This window comes from Streptomyces sp. DH-12 (assembly GCF_002899455.1).
In the GTDB taxonomy this organism is placed as follows: Bacteria; Actinomycetota; Actinomycetes; order Streptomycetales; family Streptomycetaceae; genus Streptomyces.
In genome coordinates, this window is the sequence record NZ_PPFB01000001.1 from 7,248,330 (window position 1) to 7,267,665 (window position 19,336).

Here is a 19,336-nt window from a genome sequence, read left to right on the forward strand (position 1 = left end):
CCCGACTCAGAAGACCAGCGGGCGGTGCGTATGCCGACCTTGTGCGGCATAGGGCTCTCGCCTTTGAAGCTGCGCTCCACCACCGCCACCGTGCGGAGCCGGGCGTACGACGTCGTCGCACACCAGTCGGCGCGATGCTCGAGCAGCTCCTCGCAGCCAGGGCCGTCGGCCCCGAGCACAAGACCAGGACCCGGAAGCCGGGGCACGATCGATCACGCTGTGCCCAGCAGGTTGGCGGGCCGCTTACCCGAGCTCGGCGATCGCCCGGGCGACGTCGGGAAGGCGGAGGTACGACGCGGCGCGGTGGAAGTCGACCGAATGGATCGATACCTCCCTGTCGGTGTCGACACCGGCGAACTTCGTCGCCAGCCATCTGGGGATCGCGACGATGTCGCCCGGATCCGCCAGGTTGACCCATCGTCGAACCCGGGGTGGGCGCTGCCCGAGGCCGTCCTGGGGCGCGGGGCACAACCGCTCGAAAACGACGGATGGCAGGCCGAGAGGCGAGCCGAGGGTCACCAGCAGGTCGACCTCGGGTCCGGACCGCGACCACAGTGCCTCGTACGCGATCACGGAGCCGAGCGAGTGCGCGATCACCACCCGTGGACGGTGCTCGATGATCGAATCGGCCACGGAGTTGCGTGCGGAGGCCCGCCCCGGCGCGCTGGGATGGCCCAGGTAGGCGTGCACCTCGCGGCAGAACACCGCGACGAAGGCGGACATCACCGGCACCGCGACGCCACCGCGCGCCGCGAGCAGCGCGATCGCCTGCCGGAGCGGCAGCGTCAGCCGGCCCTGCCGTACGGCCGTCGCGTCGACCTCGGAGACCAGGGCGGAGAGCACGTCCAGCTCGGCCGAGGACAGGCCGAGGGGGTCGGTCTCGGGCCCTTGACGCCGCCGCCGGTGCAGGTGATGGGCCCAGTACGCGACCCGCACGTCATCCGGCCGTACACCGGCACCGCCGGCAGTGAGATGCCGTCGCCAGGTGGCCGTGAGCCGCTCGGCGGCCTCCGCGGCGGAGCGGTGCGGGTCGTGGTTCCCGACGCCGTGGACCCCCAGGATGCGCGTCACGAGCCGCCTCCTCTGATGGCACCGCCCATGTCCAGGACGGCGACCTCCTGCCCGTACCCGACGGCCACCAGGCCGTCGTCGTCGATGTCGAGGCAGTGGATCCACCCACCAGGAAGCACGGTGTCGGCGAGCCGTTCGCCGGTGAGCAGGTCGTGTACGCCGAGGTGGCCGGCCTGGGTGCCGACCACGCAGACGGCGCGGCCGTCGGCCTCACCGCAGGCGAGCGCGGTCTGCGGGCGCTCGGTGTCGGCGTCGTTGACGACGCGGCTGACGAGGGCGCCGGTCCTCGCCTCCCATACCGCGAGGGTGCCGTTGAAGTCGGCGAACGCGACGAGCGGAACGCCCCGATGCTCGTGCACGGCCAGGGACTGCGCCGAGCTGTATCCCTCGAACGCCTGGATAACGACGTCGCGCCGGCTACGGCTCGCGAGATCGTAAAGGGCGATATGGCCCGTGGTGAATCCGTACTCCGCCTGGACCCCGGCGAGGACGGGCACGCCGTCCACCAGCAGACCACGCCAGACCGCCCGGTGGGCGTCGCCGTCGGGCACCTTCCAGCGCAGTAGGCATTCGCCGCCCAGCAGGTCCCACATCCAGACGAGGCCGCCGTCCCCCGCTCCCACGATGACCGGCCGGCCGTCCAACCGGAGGACGTCGACGGAGTGCACCCATCCCATGTCGTCACCGGGCGACCGATAGTCGGCGAGGGGCTGTCCCGACGCGAGATCATGCAGCCGTACGCCGGCTCGGGGGCTCCCGGTCACCACCACCGGGTGCTGGGCGATGGTGGTCACCGCTATGTCGGTTATCCGGAGGTCCCCGTGCCGCAGCCGCACCGTCCGCGACCCGGTGCGGGCGTCACGACGGTAGAGGTCGCCGAGATGGCCGCCGCTGAGCACCACAGGATGCCCGCCGACCCGGGCCAAGGCGATGGACTCGACGCCGATCTGGTGGCCGGGAGACGGATTGGCCGGGCCTGAGTCCGACGGTGACAGGTCGGCCACCCGGAGCGCGCCGTCGTCGCACGCGGCGAGGACCAGGACGCGCCCGTCGGCCCGTGTGATCTCGAGATCGCCCACCCAGCCCCGGGCGACCCCGACGTGGAGCAGCTCGTACGGTTCGCCGCCGCTCAGGTCCCGCACGGTCACGGCGCCGCTGCCGTCGCCGGTCACGAGCACCGCGTGGCCGTCCATCAGCGTCACCGCCAGCGCCGTGACCCCCTCGAACTGCGTCCAGGCGGGGAACCGTTCCTCTCCGGTGAACACGTCCCGAATCTCGACGTTGGGGTGATACCGCTGGCCGTTGTTGTCAGTGTGCACGTACCGGGGACCTACGACGACGACGGGGCGGCCCTCGTGCAGGCCGAGGCGGGCGATCGCCGCGCCGGACCGGGGTGAGTACCGGTGGGCAGGGCCGATCTGGGCGCCGCAGTGCAGGTCGATGACCTGGCACGTGCCGCCGGGGTCTTCGTCTCCGTATCGGCCGCTGCGCATGGCGTAGACGAGGACGGGGTGATCACCGATCTCGCCGATCTCCAAGGAACAGACACGCTCCGACGGAGTCAGGATCGCCGGTCCGACGGGCGCCCCGGTATCGACGTCGCGCACGACGATCCCCGGTTCCTCGTCGACCGCGGCGACCGCACGCCCCGCCAGCACCCCGGTGGCCAGGTGGTATCCCTCGCCTGTGGGATGCTCGCGCACGATCTGCCCGGTGGCCACCGACCGTACGACCAGCCCACCCTCACAGCGGAGGACCACGACGGCCGCGTCGTCGACCTCGGACACCGCCATCACACCCTGGTACCGCGACACCCGTCCCGGATGCTCGCGGTCACCCATGATCGTGATCGGCGGCAGTGTGGGCTCGCCCGTGCGCAGATCGCGAAACCGGACGATCGTGTCGTAGCCCTCCCGGTCAGTGCCGGTGGTGACCACGACCTGCCGACCACCGGTACGTGCCACCGCCACCGCGTACACCCGGAAGTCGCTGTCGTGGAACACGGCCCGCACGGCAGGCTTGATCTCGGAACCGGTGGAGAACAGCGGCTCCAACGCGAGGGCCGGCGATCCGAAGGGCCGGCTGAGACGCCGGGCCAGCGCCCGGGCGCCGACGCGGGAGCCGTTGATGGCGAGGTACTGGCGGCGCCGCTCGGGCAGCGCGGACGGGAGGTCCTCCAGCGCGCTGCGGTAGACGGTCGCGGCGATGACCGCGTCCGGACTGGACGCGCCGGGCAGGGCGGGGATCAGCGTGGCGGGGTCGGCGTAGACCAGGAACTCGGGGTCGGCGAGCAGTTCGTCGAGGCGTCCGCCCTCGACCGCGTGCTGCACGGCGTGGCGCAGCAGATACGGGTCGGCCTCCGCCCAGCGACGTGACCCGTCGGGGTGGCGGCCCACCTGGGCGAGCAGGATGTCGGCGAGTGCCCCGCGGTCCGTACCGCTCATGTCGCCGACTCCGATGCCGCGTCGGCGGATACGGCACGGGGATGCGCGTGCAGGTACTCGACGAGGCTCTCGTGGAAGAGGCGGAACACGCTGGTTCCGCTGACATCGGCCGACTGGCGGAGGTAGAAACGCCCGTCTGCCAGGGCGCGGCGCACGTCCCGGGTCGATGGTGATCCCAGGTCCTCCGGCGCGAACAGGGGCGCGATCGCCCGGATGATCTTCGGTGGCATGCCCACGCCGCGCGCGTGCGCCAGTGCCGCCAGGACCGGACGCATCCAGGGGCCGACCTCGGGCCGGCGCAGCGTCATCTCGAGTACCTCGGGCAGCGAGGCCGGGATCTGGGCGAGCAGCCGCTCGGCCTGGGCCTGGTCGGTGACCGGGGGCAGCGTGTGGGCGACGTACTCGGCGAACAGCCGGGCGATCAGGAACCCGCCCCACCGAGGCTCGGCATCGTCGGTGCGGGTAAGCGTGGCGGCGACCCCGTCCGCGATCGCGGTCACGAACCAGTGGCCGTCCACCGAGCCGTACCAGCGGCCTGCCCGCAGGACGCGCTCGACGTACGCGCGCAGGTTCCCGGCCATCTCCGTGGCCGGGACCTGGTCGAGGTCCAGGATCGTGCCGCCCGCGCGGGCGACGGCCCGCCGGAGCGGCTCGAACTCCTCCCAGGGGCGCATGCCGACGATCAACCGGCACGCCGCGGAGCCATCCGGCCTGCGTACGCGGGTGAGCGGCACCACCAGCCGCGTGCTCAGCTCCTCGGAGTCGATGGCCTCGTCCAGCGAGTCGATCACGATCACCGGGGCGACGGGACGGTCGGCGACCGCCTCCAGCAGCGCCTCGGCCGACGCCGACTCGGACGCCGACTCCGGCGCGAGCTGCGTGAGCAGGGACGCCGTGATGGCGTCGACGGTCTGCTGCCGGGCGTGTACGGCGGCGAGGTGCGGCGTGGCGGCCGGCGCGGGCAAGTGGCCCCACACCTCCTCGGTCGCGTGCCGCAGCGTGGGGTGGGCCGCGCACACCAGCACCCCGAGCAGGGCCGATTTCCCCACCCCGGGGCTGCCGGTGACGATCCACGGCACCGCTGCAGCCGCTCCGTCGACCAACGCCGAAAGCGCCCGCAGCTCGCGCTCACGCCCCTGAAACAGCCCGGGCCGGCGGCCTGCTTCCCAGCGGGCAGCCGCGCGGTCACGGAAATGGCGGGGGTCGACGAGGTCGTCGACCTCGCGCGCGAACTCGGCGAGCCGGTCGTCCATGGAGGCGAGGGCGTCGTCAAAGGCGGCGCGCCGGTGGTCCGGGTTCGGGAAGAACGGCAGATCCAGCCGGGCGGCCGTCATCGTGTCGATCGGCGTTCCGGTGGGCTCCTGGACCGGCAGCAGGACGTCGTCGCCGTGATAACCCGCGAGGACGTCCCGGATCCGCGCGGACACTGCCAGGTACGGGACCGTCGGCCGGGACGGATGTGTGCAGAAGTCTCCCGCCGCGACCTCCCGGAGGACCTGGACGACGGCGCGGCTGAAGGCGCAGTCGAAGGCGTCGGAGTCGGGGGCAGACGCGGCGAGGACCCAAGCCCGGTTCGACGCCTGGAAAGGGCGGCGATGCCAACGGGGCACGGTGGCAACACCGGAGCGGCAAAAGTCGAGCAGGAACAGGGTGCGTGGTCGTGCGTCGCCGCCGGCGACCACGGTCCGGACCCACGCGTCGACGTTGCACGCCTCGTCGCGCCGCCCGTCGGCGCCGATCGCGTACGCGGTGTCCAGATCGGGGGGCTGGTCGCCATGGGTGATCACGTGGACGATCACGACATCGTCCGGGCCAACCTCCTGGATGGTGCGGGTCACGGCCGCGCCCAGGTCGGCCGCCGTCGGCGCCGTAGCCCCGGCCAAGAGAGTCACCTGGTAGCCGAGCTCATCGAGCATCGCCGCGACGCGGCCCGCCCAATCGCCGGCGTCGGGCAACGGCGGCCAAGCTGCGGAGTCGATCGCCTCCTCCGCGTCGGGTACGGTCCGCGAGCCGGCGGCGAACTCCGCGATCCCGACCACGAGAGCGCGTCGCTGGCCCATTCCGTTCACCATCCGTGTCCCCGAGTCATGCCGATGGTAGGCCGAGAACGACCTCACCGCCGGGTTTCTCGATGATCCGCCGGCTCAGGCTCTCTCGGCCGCGGCCTCACGTGTGAACGCCCGCTCCACTCCCGCACGCGTGAACGCCCGCTCCACTCCCGCCGTCGCGACGCCGAGCTGACCTACGACCATGGCGAGCAGATCGTTGGAGAAGCGGGTGGAGGGCAACGACACGCTGAGGGCGCCACGCAGGTCGTCGTCGGCCGCCTGGTCCGCCCCTCCTGCCGCGCCAGCCACCGCGACACAGCCGACGCCGAGCGGCGCCGCATGGAAGCCGATTTCGCCCGGCCCCGCCAGGCCAAAGACTCCAAGGGCATGCGCTACCGCGAGGAAGACGACGGCTTCGAGGAGAACACCCTGCACGGTGTGTTGTGGGGCGACCGCCCAGACCATGAAAGGCCGGACCGCAACAGCGGTCCGGCCTTTCATGCGTGATTCAGGAGACATCGCCTCCGACTCGCCTAATGATCAGACGGGTGATCTCCCGACAGTGATTGGCCACCGCACGCCCATGCTGTCCGAGTGAATGGACGGTCAGCGCCGCGTGGCCCACGCTGGAGACATTCGGCGGGGACAGCCGAGGAGGAGCCATGCCGACCCTGCACATCGAACATCCGATCACCGACTTCGACACCTGGAAGAACGCCTTCGACCGCTTCGCCCCCGCGCGTGAGAATGCGGGCGTGCGGCATCACCGTGTCCAGCGGCCGGTCGACGACCCGGCCTACATCGTCGTAGACCTGGACTTTGACGAGGTGGCCGACGCCGAGCGGTTCCTGGGCTTTCTGCAGACGAATGTGTGGTCCTCGTCCGGGACAGCACCGGCTCTGGCCGGAGCGCCCCGCACCCGGATCCTGAAGACCGACGAGGAGAAGTGACTGCGACAGCGGCCCCGGGCCCCGTCGCCGAAGTCCTATCTACTCCGAAACCGTCCGCGGCTCTCAGCCACCTGTGGTGGGGACCTCCCGACTGATGTCCAAGGGCGCCACGAACCTGGAAGGGGCGCGAGGTCGAACGTTCAGCAGGGCGCTCCACCTTGCGCCCCTCTCCGCCGCCGCACTCCCGGAGATCGGCGGGAAGGACATCGCGGCCCGGATGACGTCGGCGTCCTGCGTCGGCCGGGGAGACGGGAGGCAGGCCGGGGCCGGGCGGTTCTCCGCCGAGGTCAGGATGTGACGGGGGCGGCGAAGGCGTCCAGGGATTCGGGGAGGGTTTGGCCGCCGTCGACGATGAGGGACTGACCGGTGACGAAAGAGGCTTCGTCGGAGGCAAGGAAGAGCACGGCGTGTGCGACGTCGGCGGTCTCACCCAGCCGCCCCAGCGGGATGGAGCCGGCCATCCGGCGCAGGTAGTCCGGCCCGAGGTCAGTCAGCCCTTCGGTGCGAACGTTCCCGGGCAGGACGGCATTGACCGTGATGCCGTACGGGGCCAGCTCCACAGCCGCCCCGCGCAGGAAACCCAGTTGTCCAGCTTTGCTGGCCCCGTAATGGGACCACCCCGCGTAGCCCGTGGCCGGGCCGGTGATCGAGGAGGTCAGAACGATCCGGCCGCGGCCAGCCCGTTCCATCGCGGGCAGACACGCCCGCACGGACAGGATGGAACCCCGGAGGTTGACGTCCAAGACCTCGTCCACGTCCTCGGCGGTCAGCTCGCGCAGCGGACGCTCCGGGAAGATCCCGGCGTTGGCGCACAGCACATCGATCCCGCCGTACCGCCGTTCGGCCTCGGCCGCCATCCTCTCGATCTCTCCGGGCCGCCGCACGTCCACGCCCAGACCTGCGACCCGCCCGCCCGTGACCCGGGCGAGACCGTCCGCCGCTTCGCGGGCCGTCTCCTCGTGCCGGCCCGTGAGCAACACGGCGGCACCCTGCCGGGCGAAGAGTTCGGCGATGCCGAACCCGATTCCCCGCGTCCCGCCGGTCACGATCACGGACCGGTCCTCCCAGCGTGTGAACGTCATACCGCTCGTCCCTTCACTGCCATCCCTCCACCGCCGGGAAAGCCCGGCCGCTGTCCCGGTCACGCTAGCGGCAGACGCGGACGTGGCGGTGAAGGACCGGCCGGCACGTGCATGGGGCGGGCTCAGGAGCCGACAAACTCGTCGAGCAAAGCAATGAGGTTGGGGGCGCGCTGCGCGGCTCACTCGTGTGCCGGCCAGGTGGTGTGCTGCTGGCATGAGCGACTGGGCCTTGCGGCTCACGCCCGAAGAGGCTGTCGCCCTGCGGCAGGAGTTGAGGGCCGTCATCTCTCGGTACCGCAGAGACACGCCCGAGGCGGCGGCAAGTGCCCCGGAGGGTGCCGAGCGGGTCGGCGTTATCGCGCAGATGCTGCCCGAACTGGATGCGCCTGCCGCGTCGTCGCTCCCTTCCGGGCCTCAGAAAGAGGAAGGAAGCCCGACGTCATGACCGACAACGCCTCGGAGGCCGGCGGCATACCCGGCAAGAGGTCCTTACGGCCGCTGAGCGGGGTGCTGGCGGCCATGGTTGTGTCGCTGACCGGCACGCGGATCTCCGTTGTGGCACTGCCCTGGTTCGTCCTCGTCACGACCGGCAGCGCCACCCAGACCGGGCTGGTCGCCTTCTGCGAGATGGCGCCCTACGTGGTGGTCAAGGCGTTCACCGGGCCGCTGGTGGACCGGATCGGCCCGCGGGCCGTTTCCTGGACCACCGATCTGGCCAGCGCGACCGCCGCCGCCGCGGTCCCTCTGCTCCACGCCCTGGACCTGCTGTCCTTTCCCCTTCTGCTGGTTCTGGTCGCGCTGATCGGCGCGGCCCGGGGACCCGGCGACCTGGCCAAGGAGGTGATGGTCCCGGAGGCGGCCGAGCGCGGCCGAGTGCCGCTGGAGCGGGCCACCGGTCTGGCCGGTGTGATCGAGCGGCTCGCCTCCACCGTCGGCCTGGCGGTCGGCGGATCCCTGGTCGCGCTGCTCGGTCCCCTGACCGGACTCGCCGTCAACGCCGGTTGCTTCGCCCTCGGATCAGTGATCATCAAACTCGCGCTGCCTCGCGGCATGGGGCACGCGGTCGAGGAGGCCCCCTCGCCGGCCAGGGGAACGGGACCGGGCTACTGGCGGCGGTTCGGCGAGGGCTTCACCTTCCTGCGCGGCGAGCCGCTGCTGCTCACCGTCATCGTCATGTGCGGCATCACCAACCTGCTGGACGCGGCGATCACCTCGGTGCTCGTACCTGTCTGGGCCAGGGAGTCCGGCAACGGGCCGACCGTGATCGGCCTGATGGGCAGCGTGATGGGGGCCGCGGCGGTCGGCGGGAGCCTGATCGCCGCGGCGGTCGCGCACCGGCTGCGGCGGCGGGTGGTGGTTCTCGCCGGGTTCCTGCTGGTCGGGGCACCGAGGTTCCTGATCCTCGCCTTCGATGCTCCGTTGTGGGCGGTGCTGGCCGTCTTCGCGGTCAGTGGCTTCGGTGGCGGCTTCGTCACCCCAGTGCTGGGGGCCGTCCTCGTCGAGCGGGTGCCACGCCGGATGCTGGGCCGGGTCAACGCGCTCGGTGACTCGCTGGCCTGGGCCGGTATCCCCCTCGGCGGGCTGCTCGCAGGGGCGGCGGTGACCGCTGTCGGACTCGTGCCGGTGCTGCTCGCCTGCGGCGCCGCGTACTTCCTCACCACGAATCTGGCTGGACTGCGGCCGGAATGGCGCGAGATAGACCGTACGCGTGGGCGGGGCGTCGTGAAGCCGCATTCCAAGGAAGACGCCTCGCAAGACAGTGCGACTGTAGCGACATGACGTCCACGGGAGGGATGTGGACCATCCGGTCTTCTCCCTCCCGCCGCTCCTTCCGGCCTCGCCACGCTTCACGCACGCTCAGATGACTGCTGGTCGGTGGCGTCCGTCGCAACCCGGGGGCCCGGAAGTTTGACCGCAGCAAGGTCGAGGCGGGTGCCCATGTCGAGGTCGACCTCCCCGTACGGTCGCACATGGGACCAGAACAGCGGGGTCAGGCCGCGCCGATCGGCAGGCGTGAGAAGCTCGGCCCACTCCGGTTCGCCGAGGACGTCCTGGAGCATGAGGGTATTCACGTAGACCAGGGCGGACTGGAGGATGCGCAGGCACAGCACGAACATCTCCTGCTCGTCGCGCCGGTTCGAAGCGATCTCCCCGCCCTTGCCGTAGGCGATCACGGAGGTGGCGCCGTTGGAGGACTCCATGACGTTCAGACCCTCCCCGATCTCCCGCTGGAGGTCCCGCAGCCGCAGGTAGCGGGCCACGAAGATGGTCTTCTGAGCACGGCCGACCCCCAGCATGGCCTGTAGGTGGGGTGGGAGGCGTTACGGGTGAAGCGCCGCAAGATCGCCTCGGTGGACGCGGTCCGGGTCCGGATCGCGGTGGCGTAGTCCTCCCCGCACCCGCTAGCTCCCCGGACGTGGTGGACGCCCTGGAGACCGGCACGTCGTCCCCGCACCCGCGGGGGTAGCCCGCCATGCACGACCGTACCAACCCGAGCTCAGCCGTCGTCCCCGCACTCACGGGGGTGGCCCTGTCTGCCTGGACGGCGTGGTGGGCGGGGTGGGCTGTCTTGAGGCGTACGACGGGTGCCAGGTAGCGGGCCGATTGTAAAGTGCTGGTTGCGGCCTGACGGTGGCCTTGGATCTGCTTCTGGCCGCCTACGCCGGAGCGGGTCTGTGGGTGCGTGGTCGTCGGGATTGCAGACGGGGAGGCGTTGCGGAGATCGGCCGCTAGCCTGTCGGTATGTCGGAGCGTGTCATCCCGGGACGTGCGGGCGGTCTGATCACTCTGGGCACCGCGGACGTCTTGTGGGCCAGTTTGACGGCCGACAGCGCGGTGCCGACGGTTTCAGCGGCGCTCACCCGTCCTCCTTCCCATGCTCAGGCGGGTTACGTCCTGCTCGGTAGCTGTGTGGTGGCGACGGTGGAGGCCGGCGGCGGCCGGTGGAATGTTCCGGAGGCTGAGGTGCGCCGGGCGGCAGCGGAACTGAACGCGGTGAAGATGGACCGCCGGGACCTGGTTCGCATCGGTCCGTTCCGTGACGGGGCGAAGCAGGAGCACCATGAGGAGACGCTGCTGCGATGGCGTCGGCGCATCGCCCGGGAGCTGCAGGAACAGGACGAACCAGAGCGGGCGGGCGGTCGTCAGTGCCATCTGGCGGGGATCGACTGGCGGCGGATACTCGTGGAGCAGACCCGAGACGGAGCGCAGCGTACATGGTGGCTGCCGCGTGCTGTGGTCAGACTGCTGGACGCGGCCGAGCACACCGAAACGCGGTGGCTGCGAGCCGCGCGGACCCGCCAGACAGGCGCAACCGTCGCCGAGCCGCCCTCCCGCCACCGGCCGGCCCGAACCGCCGACGCCCCGAAGACGCCGAGTGTCGACGCCCCGCAGACGCCGAGTCCCGACCGTCCGGCCGCCCCGCTGCGCCCGTACAACGGGGAGCTGAAAGGCCATCTGTACTCAGTACTCAGCAGGAAACCCGGCATCTCCCGCAAGGTGGCCGGGTGGGCGTGCGCCGTCTGCCGCACCGCGCCGGCCACCGTACTCGACCACTGCCACGAACACGGCTACGTCCGCGCCCCCCTCTGCCACTCCTGCAACACCCAGGAACGACCCGACCACCTCTACAGCAACGACATCCGCGTGGCCGACCGCTATACACGTCTCTTCCACACCGACGCCGCCGACTGGCTCCGCCACTGGCACCGCTGCCCCGGCTGCCGCGCCCGCACCACCCTGCCCCTGCCCCACCTTGCTGCATGGACCGCCCACACAGCCTGCCGGCCACTGCGTCCGACCCACCGCGACCCCGGCAGCTCCCGCGGGCGTAAACCCTGCGGCGCGCTGCGCGTGTCCTGGACCGGCAGCCACCACGCGCCCGCCTCCTGTCAGTTCACCGTCGTCGTCGACCTGTGCCCCTCCGGCGAGCACCGCGTCTTGGCGCACGTCCCCTACCGTGAAGCCGTCGAGCGGTTTGGCATCTGGCTGGCCGAGACCGTCCCTGCCGTGGCGGCCGAGGCCGGCCCCGACCGCCTGGACGACCTCCCCACCCAGATCCGGCCCGTCATCGCGGACACCAGCAGCGAGGGCCAGGCACTTTTCTGAACCAACAACGCCAGACCCGATACCAACACCGGCCCGGCAATGACGAGACCACCCAGTGGCCGCCGGTACACCAATCCAGCGGATGTGACCTCGGACTGCTCATGGCCGAGGGGCCCGGAGCCCACGAAGGAGACCTCGCGGCCGTGCTGCGCGCGGCTCATGACCAGCTGCGGTACGCGGCTTTCCACTCCTGGACGCGACCACTCGAGGATGCGACCAGGACAGCGTTGGACCAAGCCGCGGGTGCGGCCGAGGCGGTCAAGGCCGGGAGGCTGGAGGAACAGGCGGGCCGGACGCAGGGCGTATCCTCACCCGGCTGACTGGACGTCCCATGCAGGAGCCGGGCTTCCGGCTCAGCACCCCGGCCCGCCGCGTGGTGCCGGCCGCCGCGCCGAACCCAGAGGAGGAGCAGGTGAACCGCCGCGGGTTCATGGCCGACAGCGCAGGCGCGGTCCTGTCGCTCATCCCCCTCCACTCTCCACCGGATGGGGCTCCACCGAGCCGGATCGGCGCCGTCAACGTGCGTGCCCTGGAAACGGTCGTGGCGAAGATCTACGCCCACGACCACGACCACGGGTCAGCCGCCATGCGCCGCGACTCCTCCGACGCCCTGCACACCGCCTGCTCGTGGCTGCAGGAAGGCACCTACACGGAGAAGACCGGCAGGCGGCTGAGGTCGGCGACCGGCCGTCTTTCGATCGCTGCCGGGCGGCTCAGCTACGACTCCGGCCGACCCGCCGGCGCCCGCAGCCTGTACAACGAGGCCCTCGCCGCCGCGCGGATCGCCGAGGACCCGGGCCTGGAATCGAAGGGCTCCGGCTCAAGGCCGTCCTGGCCAACTGCCCCGAACTCGACGCCCTGACCGGTCATGTCCGGTCCTTCGCCCGTATGCTCACCGAGCGGCAGGGGGAACGACTCCCGCAGTGGCTCGACGCCGTCCGCCAGGATGACCTGCCCAGCCTCCACACTCTCGCGGCCGGCATCGACCGAGACCGCGACGCCGTCATCGCCGGCCTGACCCTGCCCTGGAACTCCGGCGTCGTCGAAGGACACGTCAACAGGATCAAGATGCTCAAGCGCCAGATGTTCGGCCGAGCCGGTTTCAGCCTGCTACGCAAACGCGTACTGCTGGCCACCTGATCAACCATCCGGCTCTCGGTGATAGGACTTCCCTCTACGGAAAGGTGATGAGAAGGCGACAGCGTGGACGCAGTAGTAGCGATCAGCCTGATCCGCATGGCCGCTGCAGACTTGGCCATGGAACCCTGGCAGCGCCCCTCGGACGCTTACCTGGTCCAGTTGGGCCTGGACGCCCTGATGGCAGGCATCGAGGCTCCCTCGCTTCCCCTGCTGGCTGGCCTCGCGCGCGGTGAGTATCCCCGGGCCCGAGAGCTGTTCGACCTTGTGCTGGAAGAGTCGGGTCTGCTGCCGCTGACCTCGGAAAATCTTGCCAAGGCGCGATGGACCGCGGCCCAGTGGTGGGCCGGCCAGATCGTGGGGTGCCAACTCGATCCCGTGCACGGAGCGAAGCTGATCTATGAGGAAGCTGCAACCGAACTCGACTACCCCGACGCGCTGCAACCCATCGTTGATCTGGCGAGAGCGCTTGACCTGCCGAACGATCAACCTCCGGACCAGCAGCACATTCGCGACCGGGTCACCTCCGCGGCGCGAGACTTTCTCGCCACAGAAGCGCGCCAGAACCACAGCCTTTGAGCTACCTTGCATGACCCACCGTGACCGGTTCACGGAAAGCGAGCCAGAACCGCTGCCCGTGAACAAAGCCACTGCGCGCCGTCGGCGAGCGGCTGCTGCGGCTGCCGGGCGTCCCCGGCCCCGTCCGGCGGCGCCTGGCCCACCAGCGGTCCGGCTCGCCGACACCCTGCCGCTGGCGCGGGGACAGGAACTGCCGCACTGACAGCCGTCCCGCCTCGGCTCCCACCACCAGCCCGCGCTGCGGCTCGCCGAGGCCGCCGCGACGGAAGCCGGCGTCCTCCCGGCCTTCACGGCCGCCGAGGACGCCGGGCGGGCCCTGGCACGGGCCGCGAGGACGGATCTACCTGTTGATCCAGATGCCGAAGTCCCGCGTGGCCGTGTAGAAGTCCTGGAAGCCCAGGCGCGCCCCCGCACTACGGGTCACCGTGCCCTTGGCGATCGCGCCGCCGGCGGCCGAGGCGGTGTAGATCGGGCCGCCGCTGTCACCGCTGCGGGCCGCCTCCCGGCCGTCCATCTGCTCCGCCTCCACCAGGTCTTCGGAGTCGTTGTAGAAGAAGAGGACCTTCATGTTGCAGACCGGGCCGCCCGTGGCCCGTGCGCTGGTGATTCCGGACTGGCACAGGTACTCACCCGGGAAGACGTGGTCCCAGCCGTCGACCCGCACGCCCGCGTCGCTGTCGGGTCCCCCGGTGTACATGAAGTTGTCGGAGTTCGTGGGGATGAGCATCACGTCGTGGGCGTCACTGGACTTGGTGGAGGTGCCGATGTAGGCGCCCTGCGGGTTGGTGAACCGATTGCCGCTCCGACCGCAGTGCTCAGCGGTGAGCAGGTAGGTGGCGCTTGCGTCACGCACACCGAACCCGGCCGTGCACGACCCGCCATTGAAGTTTATCTGTGCTCCGCCCGACCACGGCGCACCGTCGTTCACACGCGAGCGTTCCTGGAGAGGCTCCTCGCTGATCGTCTTCACGGACACGCCGGCGATCCGGTCGACCGTGCTGTGGTCCTGCGCGACGGAGGCGGTGCGTGCTGCGCGGGTGGTGTCCTGCGCCAGGACCAGTCCGCTGCCGTCAGTGGGGATCTTGACGCTGTGGCCGAGCGAGGGGTCCTTCTCCAGCCGGGCTTGTAACAGCTCGGAGGCGTCCTTGAGTTCGGCCAGCGAGTGGTCCGCGGCGACGATGCGCACGGGGGCGGTTCTGCGGGCCCGCTCCGCGGCCCGCTGTACGGGCTCGGGCAGGTCGCCCTTCCACCACAGGGTGACGTGGTCTTCCTGAAGGCCGATGCCCGTGTAGCCCTCGTAGTGGCCCCGCTCCTGGGCCTTGGCCAGGATGCTCGCAGCGGCGACGAGGGGTCGCTGCTCGTTCATCTTCCGCAGGTTGTCGGCGCCGACAGCCTGTGAGATCGGGACGCTCTTCTCGCTGTTACCGTCGCGCTGCTGCTCGGCGCTGGCGCCCGGGGCGAGGGTGCCGACGAGCGCCATCGCCGCGGCCAGGGCCGAACCCGCAGCCCACAGGCTGGTTCTGCCGTATCTCATGAGTATGCCTTTCCTCTTGGCGTAGCAGTCTGTGATCAGACGGCACAGACATCCTCATGGGCCCCGATTTACATTCGATCTACAAATGATTAATGCCAACCAGATACTCGGGGGTCGGAAGTGAAACACGGAGTCGCACGTGCAGCCGGGTGCGGTGCCGGGAGAGCCACCTTCTCGACGGACTCCGTGAGAGACGTACCGCTCGACGTCCACGCACGGCTGGACGCCGACCGGACCGTCGAACCGAGTGCCGTACCGGCTCCGGTGAGACCGGCAGGAGCCCGGCTCCACCGCAGCGTGCTCTCCACCACCGTCGGTCGGAGGACAGCCGGACCCCACGCCCGTCATGCCGACTTCCTGCGCACCTGAAGGACGGACTGCCGCACTCGGCCCGCGACACCCCAAGTGGGCACCCCCGCCGGCACCTTCACCCAGCCGCTGTCGTCCACGCGGCACCCGGCTCGCCCGGCTTCTCGCGGTCTCCGGCTGTGGTGGAGATCGCGGCAGCCGATGACGAAACCGCTTCCGCGGTCCAGGAGTTGCCCGCCGCTCCGTGCGATCGCACCGCCGCTCCGCGCGATCGCACCGGCGGACCGTACGAGCCTGGAGCCCGGCGAGCCCGGTGTACGGCCGCGCTGCTTCCTGGACTTGCGCCACGCTCGTGGCGCCGGGGACGGCCGGCCAGGTTCCACTGACCAGCCATGGCCGGGTTCATGGCCGGGGTTGGCGGCCGCAGGCGCAAGCAACTGAGCACCCGCTGGCGCAAGGCCGCTCCCGGCACCCAGGCGATCGTCGTGCTCGCCGTCCTGCGCCACGACCAGCGCCTGGCCGACATGGGCCGACGGCAACAACATGTCGGCCGCCACCGTGCGCCGTTGGGTCCTGGAGGTGATCGGTCTGCTGTCCGCCCGGGCCCCGCGCCTGGACCGTGCTCTGAAAACGATCGCCAGGCGGGGCGGGGTGGTGGCCCTGCTGGACGGCACCCTGGTCCGCGCCCGGCGCCGCACCGGGACAGCCAACCGTAAGAACTACAGCGGGAAACACAAGGTCCACGGCCTGCTCTTCCTCGCCCTCACCGACGAGAGGGGCAGCCTGATCTGAATCTCCTCCGCTCGCCCCGGACGGGCCAGTGAGATCACCGTCGCCCGCCATGACAAGATCACCGCGCATCTGCGCGTGGCCGAGCTCGGAGCCCTGGCCGGCCTCGGCTTCGTCGGCCTGGACGACCACCCCGACGACGATCCCGTCATCATCACCGGCTTCAAAGCCACTCGCTCCCACCGCCTCACCGAGGCCCAGAAGGAGGCGAACCGACTGGTCAGTCGTGAACGTGCCGCCAACGAGCATGGTTTCACGTACCTCAAGACCTGGCGCGTCCTGGCCAAGGTCCGCATGACCACCCGTCATGCCACCTTCCTGCTGCGGGCACTGCTCGTCCTGGCGAACTCCGAAGTCCAACGCTGACGGACGATCTCCCGCTGACGATCACGACTCCGGCCAGCACGAGTACCCCGTCGCGGACTCATGGACCTTGTCGACGAAGTACGGATCCGTCGACAGCCGAGACGTCTCGGTGCGGTGCGGTGCGGCTGCAGGCCGAAGGCCCGCCGGATCCGCGACACGGTCGACTGCGACAGGCCCGTCTCCTTCGCCACCGCCCGCGTCGACCAGTGCGTGGCGTTCCTCGGCGTCGACTCCAGCGTCTTGGTGACCACGGCGGCGACCTGCTCGTCGGTGACCGTCCTCGGCCCGCCCGGACGCGGCATGTCACCCAGCCCGGCGATCCGGTGCTCGACTCTTGCAGGACCGCGAGGAAGATAACGGGGGGCAAGCTGGCGCCGATACCGAGCTCGACGATCCACTCCGGCTGTGGACGTGCGAGTTCGCTCGGTACGGTGGGGCGTCTGGCGGACGAGGCGAATGCGGAGGGGCGTGACCTGTCAACGCGCAAGACGTACGGCGGACGGTGGACGGCTGGCGGTGGCTGACCGAGTGGCTGCGGGTGCACGCCCCGACCTCGTACGCCTCCCTGCTGCCGCCTGCCGCGGCGGACGAGATCGCGGAGGCGCAGGGCTGCCTGGGGGAGCGCTGCGACTTCCGATTCCCGCCCGACCTCCTGGCCCTGTGGGCGGAGGCCGGCGGGGTACGGCAGCTCGATCTCGACGAGCTGGACGAGGAGGGCGAGGTGGCGACCGGACGGTTCCTGCCTCACGGTCTGCTGCTCACGCCCGCCCAGTCGATCAGGCCGCGCCTCGCCGGGTTCGATTCCCAGGGCAAGGACTACTGGGAGGGAGTGGAGTGGGTGGCGCCCTTCGGTAACTACGCCGAGGCGACCGATGCCGGTCTGTACCTGTCGGCGGCCGGTCTGGGCGAATGGACCAGCTATGAGGGCATGTACATGAACGAGCCTTCGTATCCGACGCTCGCCGTCTATCTCGAAACCGTCCGTCAGACGCTCACCGAGGGCCCGGCCGGCCGGATGGGCCCTCAGGTGCCCGGCATCGTCCACGGCTGTCTCATCTGGCAGAACCCGGAGCTGCCGAGGCTGGACGAGACGCACGCCGACTGGCAACCGGTGCACTGAGCAGGGCGGGGCCCCCGAGGGATCGGGACGGGCCCCGCCAGCTTCATCGTGGAGTGACTACGGCTTCGCCATGGTGCAGACCAGGACGGCCTTCGAGGTGTCGCACCCCTTGAACCAGGCGTTGCCCGGGTCGAGGAAGTAATCCTGCGTGTCGAGCAGCCGCATCGCCTTGGCGAACTCGCCGAAGGGTCGCATCGAGCCCTGGTTGACATCAGCGGACATCGAGGAGCGGCCGCAGTTCTCGGTGAACGACGGCGCGTCGTACCGGGTATCGTCCAAGAAGTGCATCTTCCCGTCGTCGGCGACGGCGGACACCGTCTGAATGCAGTCGGCGCCCCCGTTCGGGGCCTCGTTCAGACCGCCGTTGACCGCCTTCATACCGGCGGACTGGTACGTCGAGGCGAACGGGAACTCGTCGCAGTTCACCTCGTCCAGATGCGGCCCGACGTGGTGCAGGGCCGTCTTCGGATGCGGCAGGAACGTCTTGCGAGCAACCCACCCGGTGCTCGCCGACTTCGCCCCCTGGTACCGGGTGCACATCGCGTCCCGGCTCCGCTGCGGTTCGTAGGCCTCCTTGTTACGGGCCTGCGGCGCCAGGTACTTCAGCGGTGCGTCCCAGCTCTGCCCGATGCCCGCGATCTTGGACTTGTTCTGGATCACCCAGGCGTGCGCGGCCGCCTCGGGGTAGGCGGCGGTGTTGAACCGGTAGGTGGGGGCGTACTGGGGCAGTACGCAACCCGGGGTGCCGTTGAAGGCGACCTTGTCGCAGGCCACGATCAGGCTCGGGGACTGCCAGGCCGCGTAGTCGTCCTTCCACTGAGCCTTTTCCATCTTGATCAGGTGGCGAGTTCGAGGGCGACGACGGCTCGGACGACGGCTGTGATCCGGATGGTGCTACAGCGGAGCTTCCGCAGGAGCCGCCAGGACTTGAGGATCGCCATGGCGCGTTCGTCGAGGCTGCGGATCTTCGTGTGGTCCCGGTTGTGAAGTCGGCGCCAGCCGCGCAGGTTCTTGCCCCGGAACGGGACGCGGACAGCAAGACCTGCGCCCTGGTACGGCTTGTCGGCCCAGTACTTGATGTCCTCCGCGGCGAGAGCGGCGGGAATGCCGTGGGCCCGCGCCGCGGTCAAGTCGTGGGTGGCTCCCGGCAGTGCGTCCGAGACCCAGATCAGACGTCCGGCTGGATCCGCAAGGACCTGCACGTTCATCCCGTGGTGCTTCTTCTTCCCGGAGTAGTACGGCTGGTCGGCGGCGATGCGGTCGGTCGGCAGCACGGTGCCGTCGAGGATCACGTACGCCTTCTTCCGCGCGGTCGTCATGGCCTGTTCCAGCGTGGGTGCGAGGGCGGCCCGGAGGTCGACGGCCTCGCGTATGTAGCGGTAGGCCGTGGCGATCCCGATGCGGAAGCCCGCGGCGAGGCGGGCGTTGGGGGCACCCCCGGCCGGAGGCTGGGGGAGTGTCACCGCAGCGCAGGTGGGCCAGGACGAGCAGGGCCTGCCGGCCGCAGGTCAGGCGCCGCCACCGGGAGCCGATCCGACGGCGGTGACCTGTGAGGAGACCGGAGAGGTGTCGCAACGTGCGGCTGGACAGATCGATGCCGGACGGGTAGACAAGCACACGAAGCCTCTGGTGGAGACGGATTTCTTGGTCGAAAACCCGTCTACCAGGAGCTCTCTTCATGCCCGCAGCCGGGGTCACCCGCCCAACCACCCGTCAGGTTGGAAACGGCTCAGTGTGAGCTACGGTGCGATCACCAAAAGTGTCGTCAGCGCAATCACGACCGTAATACCTGCCCAGAGA

The 19,336-nt window shown here is 70.3% G+C and carries 19 protein-coding genes and 4 pseudogenes; 13 read left to right on the top strand and 10 right to left on the bottom strand.

Translation table 11 applies throughout. The features are described from left to right. Window positions 1–243: 243 nt before the first annotated feature. From C1708_RS32130 to C1708_RS32145, 4 genes are all read right to left on the bottom strand, one after another. The gene (locus C1708_RS32130) at window positions 244–1,071 is read right to left on the bottom strand and encodes a hypothetical protein (RefSeq protein WP_106415963.1); all 828 of its coding nucleotides are present in this window, start codon (window positions 1,069–1,071) and stop codon (window positions 244–246) included. After that, entirely contained in the window at window positions 1,068–3,515 is a 2,448-nt protein-coding gene (locus tag C1708_RS32135) for a WD40 repeat domain-containing protein (RefSeq protein ID WP_106415964.1), read from the bottom strand. The genes C1708_RS32130 and C1708_RS32135 overlap by 4 nt, the downstream gene beginning before the upstream one ends. Next, entirely contained in the window at window positions 3,512–5,575 is a 2,064-nt protein-coding gene (locus C1708_RS32140; protein WP_198602668.1) for an AAA family ATPase, read from the bottom strand. Before C1708_RS32140 ends, C1708_RS32135 begins: the two co-directional genes overlap by 4 nt. Window positions 5,576–5,659: 84 nt before the next feature. After that, window positions 5,660–5,872: a hypothetical protein gene (locus tag C1708_RS32145; RefSeq protein WP_106415966.1), complete on the bottom strand. Its 213-nt coding sequence runs from the start codon at window positions 5,870–5,872 to the stop codon at window positions 5,660–5,662. Between the two features lie 30 nt (window positions 5,873–5,902). Here C1708_RS32145 and C1708_RS34115 point away from each other — a divergent pair, with 30 nt between their 5' ends. Beyond that, window positions 5,903–6,070, top strand: coding sequence for a hypothetical protein (locus C1708_RS34115; RefSeq protein ID WP_157951306.1), 168 nt, complete (start codon window positions 5,903–5,905; stop codon window positions 6,068–6,070). Window positions 6,071–6,225: 155 nt separating this feature from the next. Further along, entirely contained in the window at window positions 6,226–6,513 is a 288-nt protein-coding gene (locus C1708_RS32150; protein WP_106415967.1) for a hypothetical protein, read from the top strand. Between the two features lie 287 nt (window positions 6,514–6,800). Here the strand turns inward: C1708_RS32150 and fabG are convergent, their stop codons facing one another. Beyond that, window positions 6,801–7,595 (bottom strand): 3-oxoacyl-ACP reductase FabG, encoded by a 795-nt coding sequence (gene fabG, locus C1708_RS32160; protein ID WP_106415969.1) that lies wholly within the window; start codon window positions 7,593–7,595, stop codon window positions 6,801–6,803. Between the two features lie 211 nt (window positions 7,596–7,806). Here fabG and C1708_RS32165 point away from each other — a divergent pair. Both C1708_RS32165 and C1708_RS32170 read left to right on the top strand, forming a co-directional pair. Then, window positions 7,807–8,040, top strand: a pseudogene (locus tag C1708_RS32165) (ArsR family transcriptional regulator); the annotation flags it as partial. Further along, window positions 8,037–9,374, top strand: a complete 1,338-nt coding sequence (locus C1708_RS32170) for an MFS transporter (RefSeq protein ID WP_106415970.1) — start codon at window positions 8,037–8,039, stop codon at window positions 9,372–9,374. The pseudogene C1708_RS32165 and the gene C1708_RS32170, both read left to right, overlap by 4 nt. Before the next feature lie 68 nt (window positions 9,375–9,442). Here the strand turns inward: C1708_RS32170 and C1708_RS32175 are convergent, their stop codons facing one another. Then, window positions 9,443–9,892 carry a Tn3 family transposase gene (locus C1708_RS32175; protein ID WP_198602669.1) on the bottom strand — a complete coding sequence of 150 codons (450 nt, stop codon included), beginning with the start codon at window positions 9,890–9,892 and terminating at the stop codon, window positions 9,443–9,445. 445 nt (window positions 9,893–10,337) lie between these two features. On the opposite strand from C1708_RS32175, the gene C1708_RS32180 reads away from it, so the two are divergent. From C1708_RS32180 to C1708_RS32195, 4 genes and pseudogenes are all read left to right on the top strand, one after another. Continuing rightward, complete coding sequence (locus tag C1708_RS32180) at window positions 10,338–11,702, top strand: endonuclease domain-containing protein (protein ID WP_106415971.1); 1,365 nt, start codon at window positions 10,338–10,340, stop codon at window positions 11,700–11,702. A 331-nt stretch (window positions 11,703–12,033) separates the two neighbouring features. Further along, complete coding sequence (locus tag C1708_RS32185; RefSeq protein WP_198602777.1) at window positions 12,034–12,564, top strand: NsdA family TPR-like regulatory protein; 531 nt, start codon at window positions 12,034–12,036, stop codon at window positions 12,562–12,564. Next, window positions 12,522–12,842, top strand: a pseudogene (locus C1708_RS36225) (ISL3 family transposase); the annotation flags it as partial. The gene C1708_RS32185 and the pseudogene C1708_RS36225, both read left to right, overlap by 43 nt. A gap of 63 nt (window positions 12,843–12,905) precedes the next feature. Further along, on the top strand, window positions 12,906–13,418 hold the full coding sequence (locus C1708_RS32195) for a hypothetical protein (protein WP_106415972.1): 513 nt from the start codon (window positions 12,906–12,908) through the stop codon (window positions 13,416–13,418). Window positions 13,419–13,758: 340 nt separating this feature from the next. Here the strand turns inward: C1708_RS32195 and C1708_RS32205 are convergent, their stop codons facing one another. Further along, window positions 13,759–14,952 (bottom strand): trypsin-like serine protease, encoded by a 1,194-nt coding sequence (locus C1708_RS32205; protein ID WP_106415973.1) that lies wholly within the window; start codon window positions 14,950–14,952, stop codon window positions 13,759–13,761. A gap of 92 nt (window positions 14,953–15,044) precedes the next feature. Here C1708_RS32205 and C1708_RS35435 point away from each other — a divergent pair. The 4 genes and pseudogenes from C1708_RS35435 to C1708_RS32215 form a co-directional block, all read left to right on the top strand. Then, window positions 15,045–15,482, top strand: a pseudogene (locus C1708_RS35435) (hypothetical protein); the annotation flags it as partial. Continuing rightward, window positions 15,463–15,702: a DUF6207 family protein gene (locus C1708_RS35745; RefSeq protein ID WP_274543364.1), complete on the top strand. Its 240-nt coding sequence runs from the start codon at window positions 15,463–15,465 to the stop codon at window positions 15,700–15,702. The pseudogene C1708_RS35435 and the gene C1708_RS35745, both read left to right, overlap by 20 nt. Window positions 15,703–15,804: 102 nt before the next feature. Further along, window positions 15,805–16,053: a hypothetical protein gene (locus C1708_RS32210; RefSeq protein ID WP_106415974.1), complete on the top strand. Its 249-nt coding sequence runs from the start codon at window positions 15,805–15,807 to the stop codon at window positions 16,051–16,053. 57 nt (window positions 16,054–16,110) lie between these two features. Next, entirely contained in the window at window positions 16,111–16,416 is a 306-nt protein-coding gene (locus C1708_RS32215) for a transposase family protein (protein WP_241911480.1), read from the top strand. Here the strand turns inward: C1708_RS32215 and C1708_RS35440 are convergent. Then, on the bottom strand, window positions 16,356–16,718 hold the full coding sequence (locus C1708_RS35440; RefSeq protein WP_437079568.1) for a hypothetical protein: 363 nt from the start codon (window positions 16,716–16,718) through the stop codon (window positions 16,356–16,358). The genes C1708_RS32215 and C1708_RS35440 overlap by 61 nt on opposite strands. 200 nt (window positions 16,719–16,918) lie before the next feature. Here C1708_RS35440 and C1708_RS32225 point away from each other — a divergent pair, with 200 nt between their 5' ends. After that, window positions 16,919–17,536 (top strand): SMI1/KNR4 family protein, encoded by a 618-nt coding sequence (locus C1708_RS32225; protein ID WP_106415976.1) that lies wholly within the window; start codon window positions 16,919–16,921, stop codon window positions 17,534–17,536. Between the two features lie 57 nt (window positions 17,537–17,593). Here the strand turns inward: C1708_RS32225 and C1708_RS32230 are convergent, their stop codons facing one another. Next, entirely contained in the window at window positions 17,594–18,367 is a 774-nt protein-coding gene (locus C1708_RS32230; protein ID WP_106415977.1) for a hypothetical protein, read from the bottom strand. Between the two features lie 5 nt (window positions 18,368–18,372). After that, window positions 18,373–19,153: pseudogene (locus C1708_RS32235) on the bottom strand (transposase family protein). Window positions 19,154–19,336: the final 183 nt, after the last annotated feature.

Bases quoted from the DNA above. Each gene is read 5' to 3' on its own strand.
- C1708_RS35745 (WP_274543364.1), top strand. From the start codon at position 15,463: ATGACGAAACCGCTTCCGCGGTCCAGGAGTTGCCCGCCGCTCCGTGCG.
- fabG (WP_106415969.1), bottom strand. From the start codon at position 7,595: ATGACGTTCACACGCTGGGAGGACCGGTCCGTGATCGTGACCGGCGGG.
- C1708_RS32170 (WP_106415970.1), top strand. From the start codon at position 8,037: ATGACCGACAACGCCTCGGAGGCCGGCGGCATACCCGGCAAGAGGTCC.
- C1708_RS32175 (WP_198602669.1), bottom strand. From the start codon at position 9,892: ATGCTGGGGGTCGGCCGTGCTCAGAAGACCATCTTCGTGGCCCGCTAC.
- C1708_RS32230 (WP_106415977.1), bottom strand. From the start codon at position 18,367: ATGGAAAAGGCTCAGTGGAAGGACGACTACGCGGCCTGGCAGTCCCCG.
- C1708_RS32140 (WP_198602668.1), bottom strand. From the start codon at position 5,575: ATGGGCCAGCGACGCGCTCTCGTGGTCGGGATCGCGGAGTTCGCCGCC.
- C1708_RS34115 (WP_157951306.1), top strand. From the start codon at position 5,903: ATGGAAGCCGATTTCGCCCGGCCCCGCCAGGCCAAAGACTCCAAGGGC.
- C1708_RS32180 (WP_106415971.1), top strand. From the start codon at position 10,338: ATGTCGGAGCGTGTCATCCCGGGACGTGCGGGCGGTCTGATCACTCTG.
- C1708_RS32205 (WP_106415973.1), bottom strand. From the start codon at position 14,952: ATGAGATACGGCAGAACCAGCCTGTGGGCTGCGGGTTCGGCCCTGGCC.
- C1708_RS32150 (WP_106415967.1), top strand. From the start codon at position 6,226: ATGCCGACCCTGCACATCGAACATCCGATCACCGACTTCGACACCTGG.
- C1708_RS32135 (WP_106415964.1), bottom strand. From the start codon at position 3,515: ATGAGCGGTACGGACCGCGGGGCACTCGCCGACATCCTGCTCGCCCAG.
- C1708_RS32210 (WP_106415974.1), top strand. From the start codon at position 15,805: ATGTCGGCCGCCACCGTGCGCCGTTGGGTCCTGGAGGTGATCGGTCTG.
- C1708_RS32185 (WP_198602777.1), top strand. From the start codon at position 12,034: ATGCAGGAGCCGGGCTTCCGGCTCAGCACCCCGGCCCGCCGCGTGGTG.
- C1708_RS35440 (WP_437079568.1), bottom strand. From the start codon at position 16,718: ATGCCGCGTCCGGGCGGGCCGAGGACGGTCACCGACGAGCAGGTCGCC.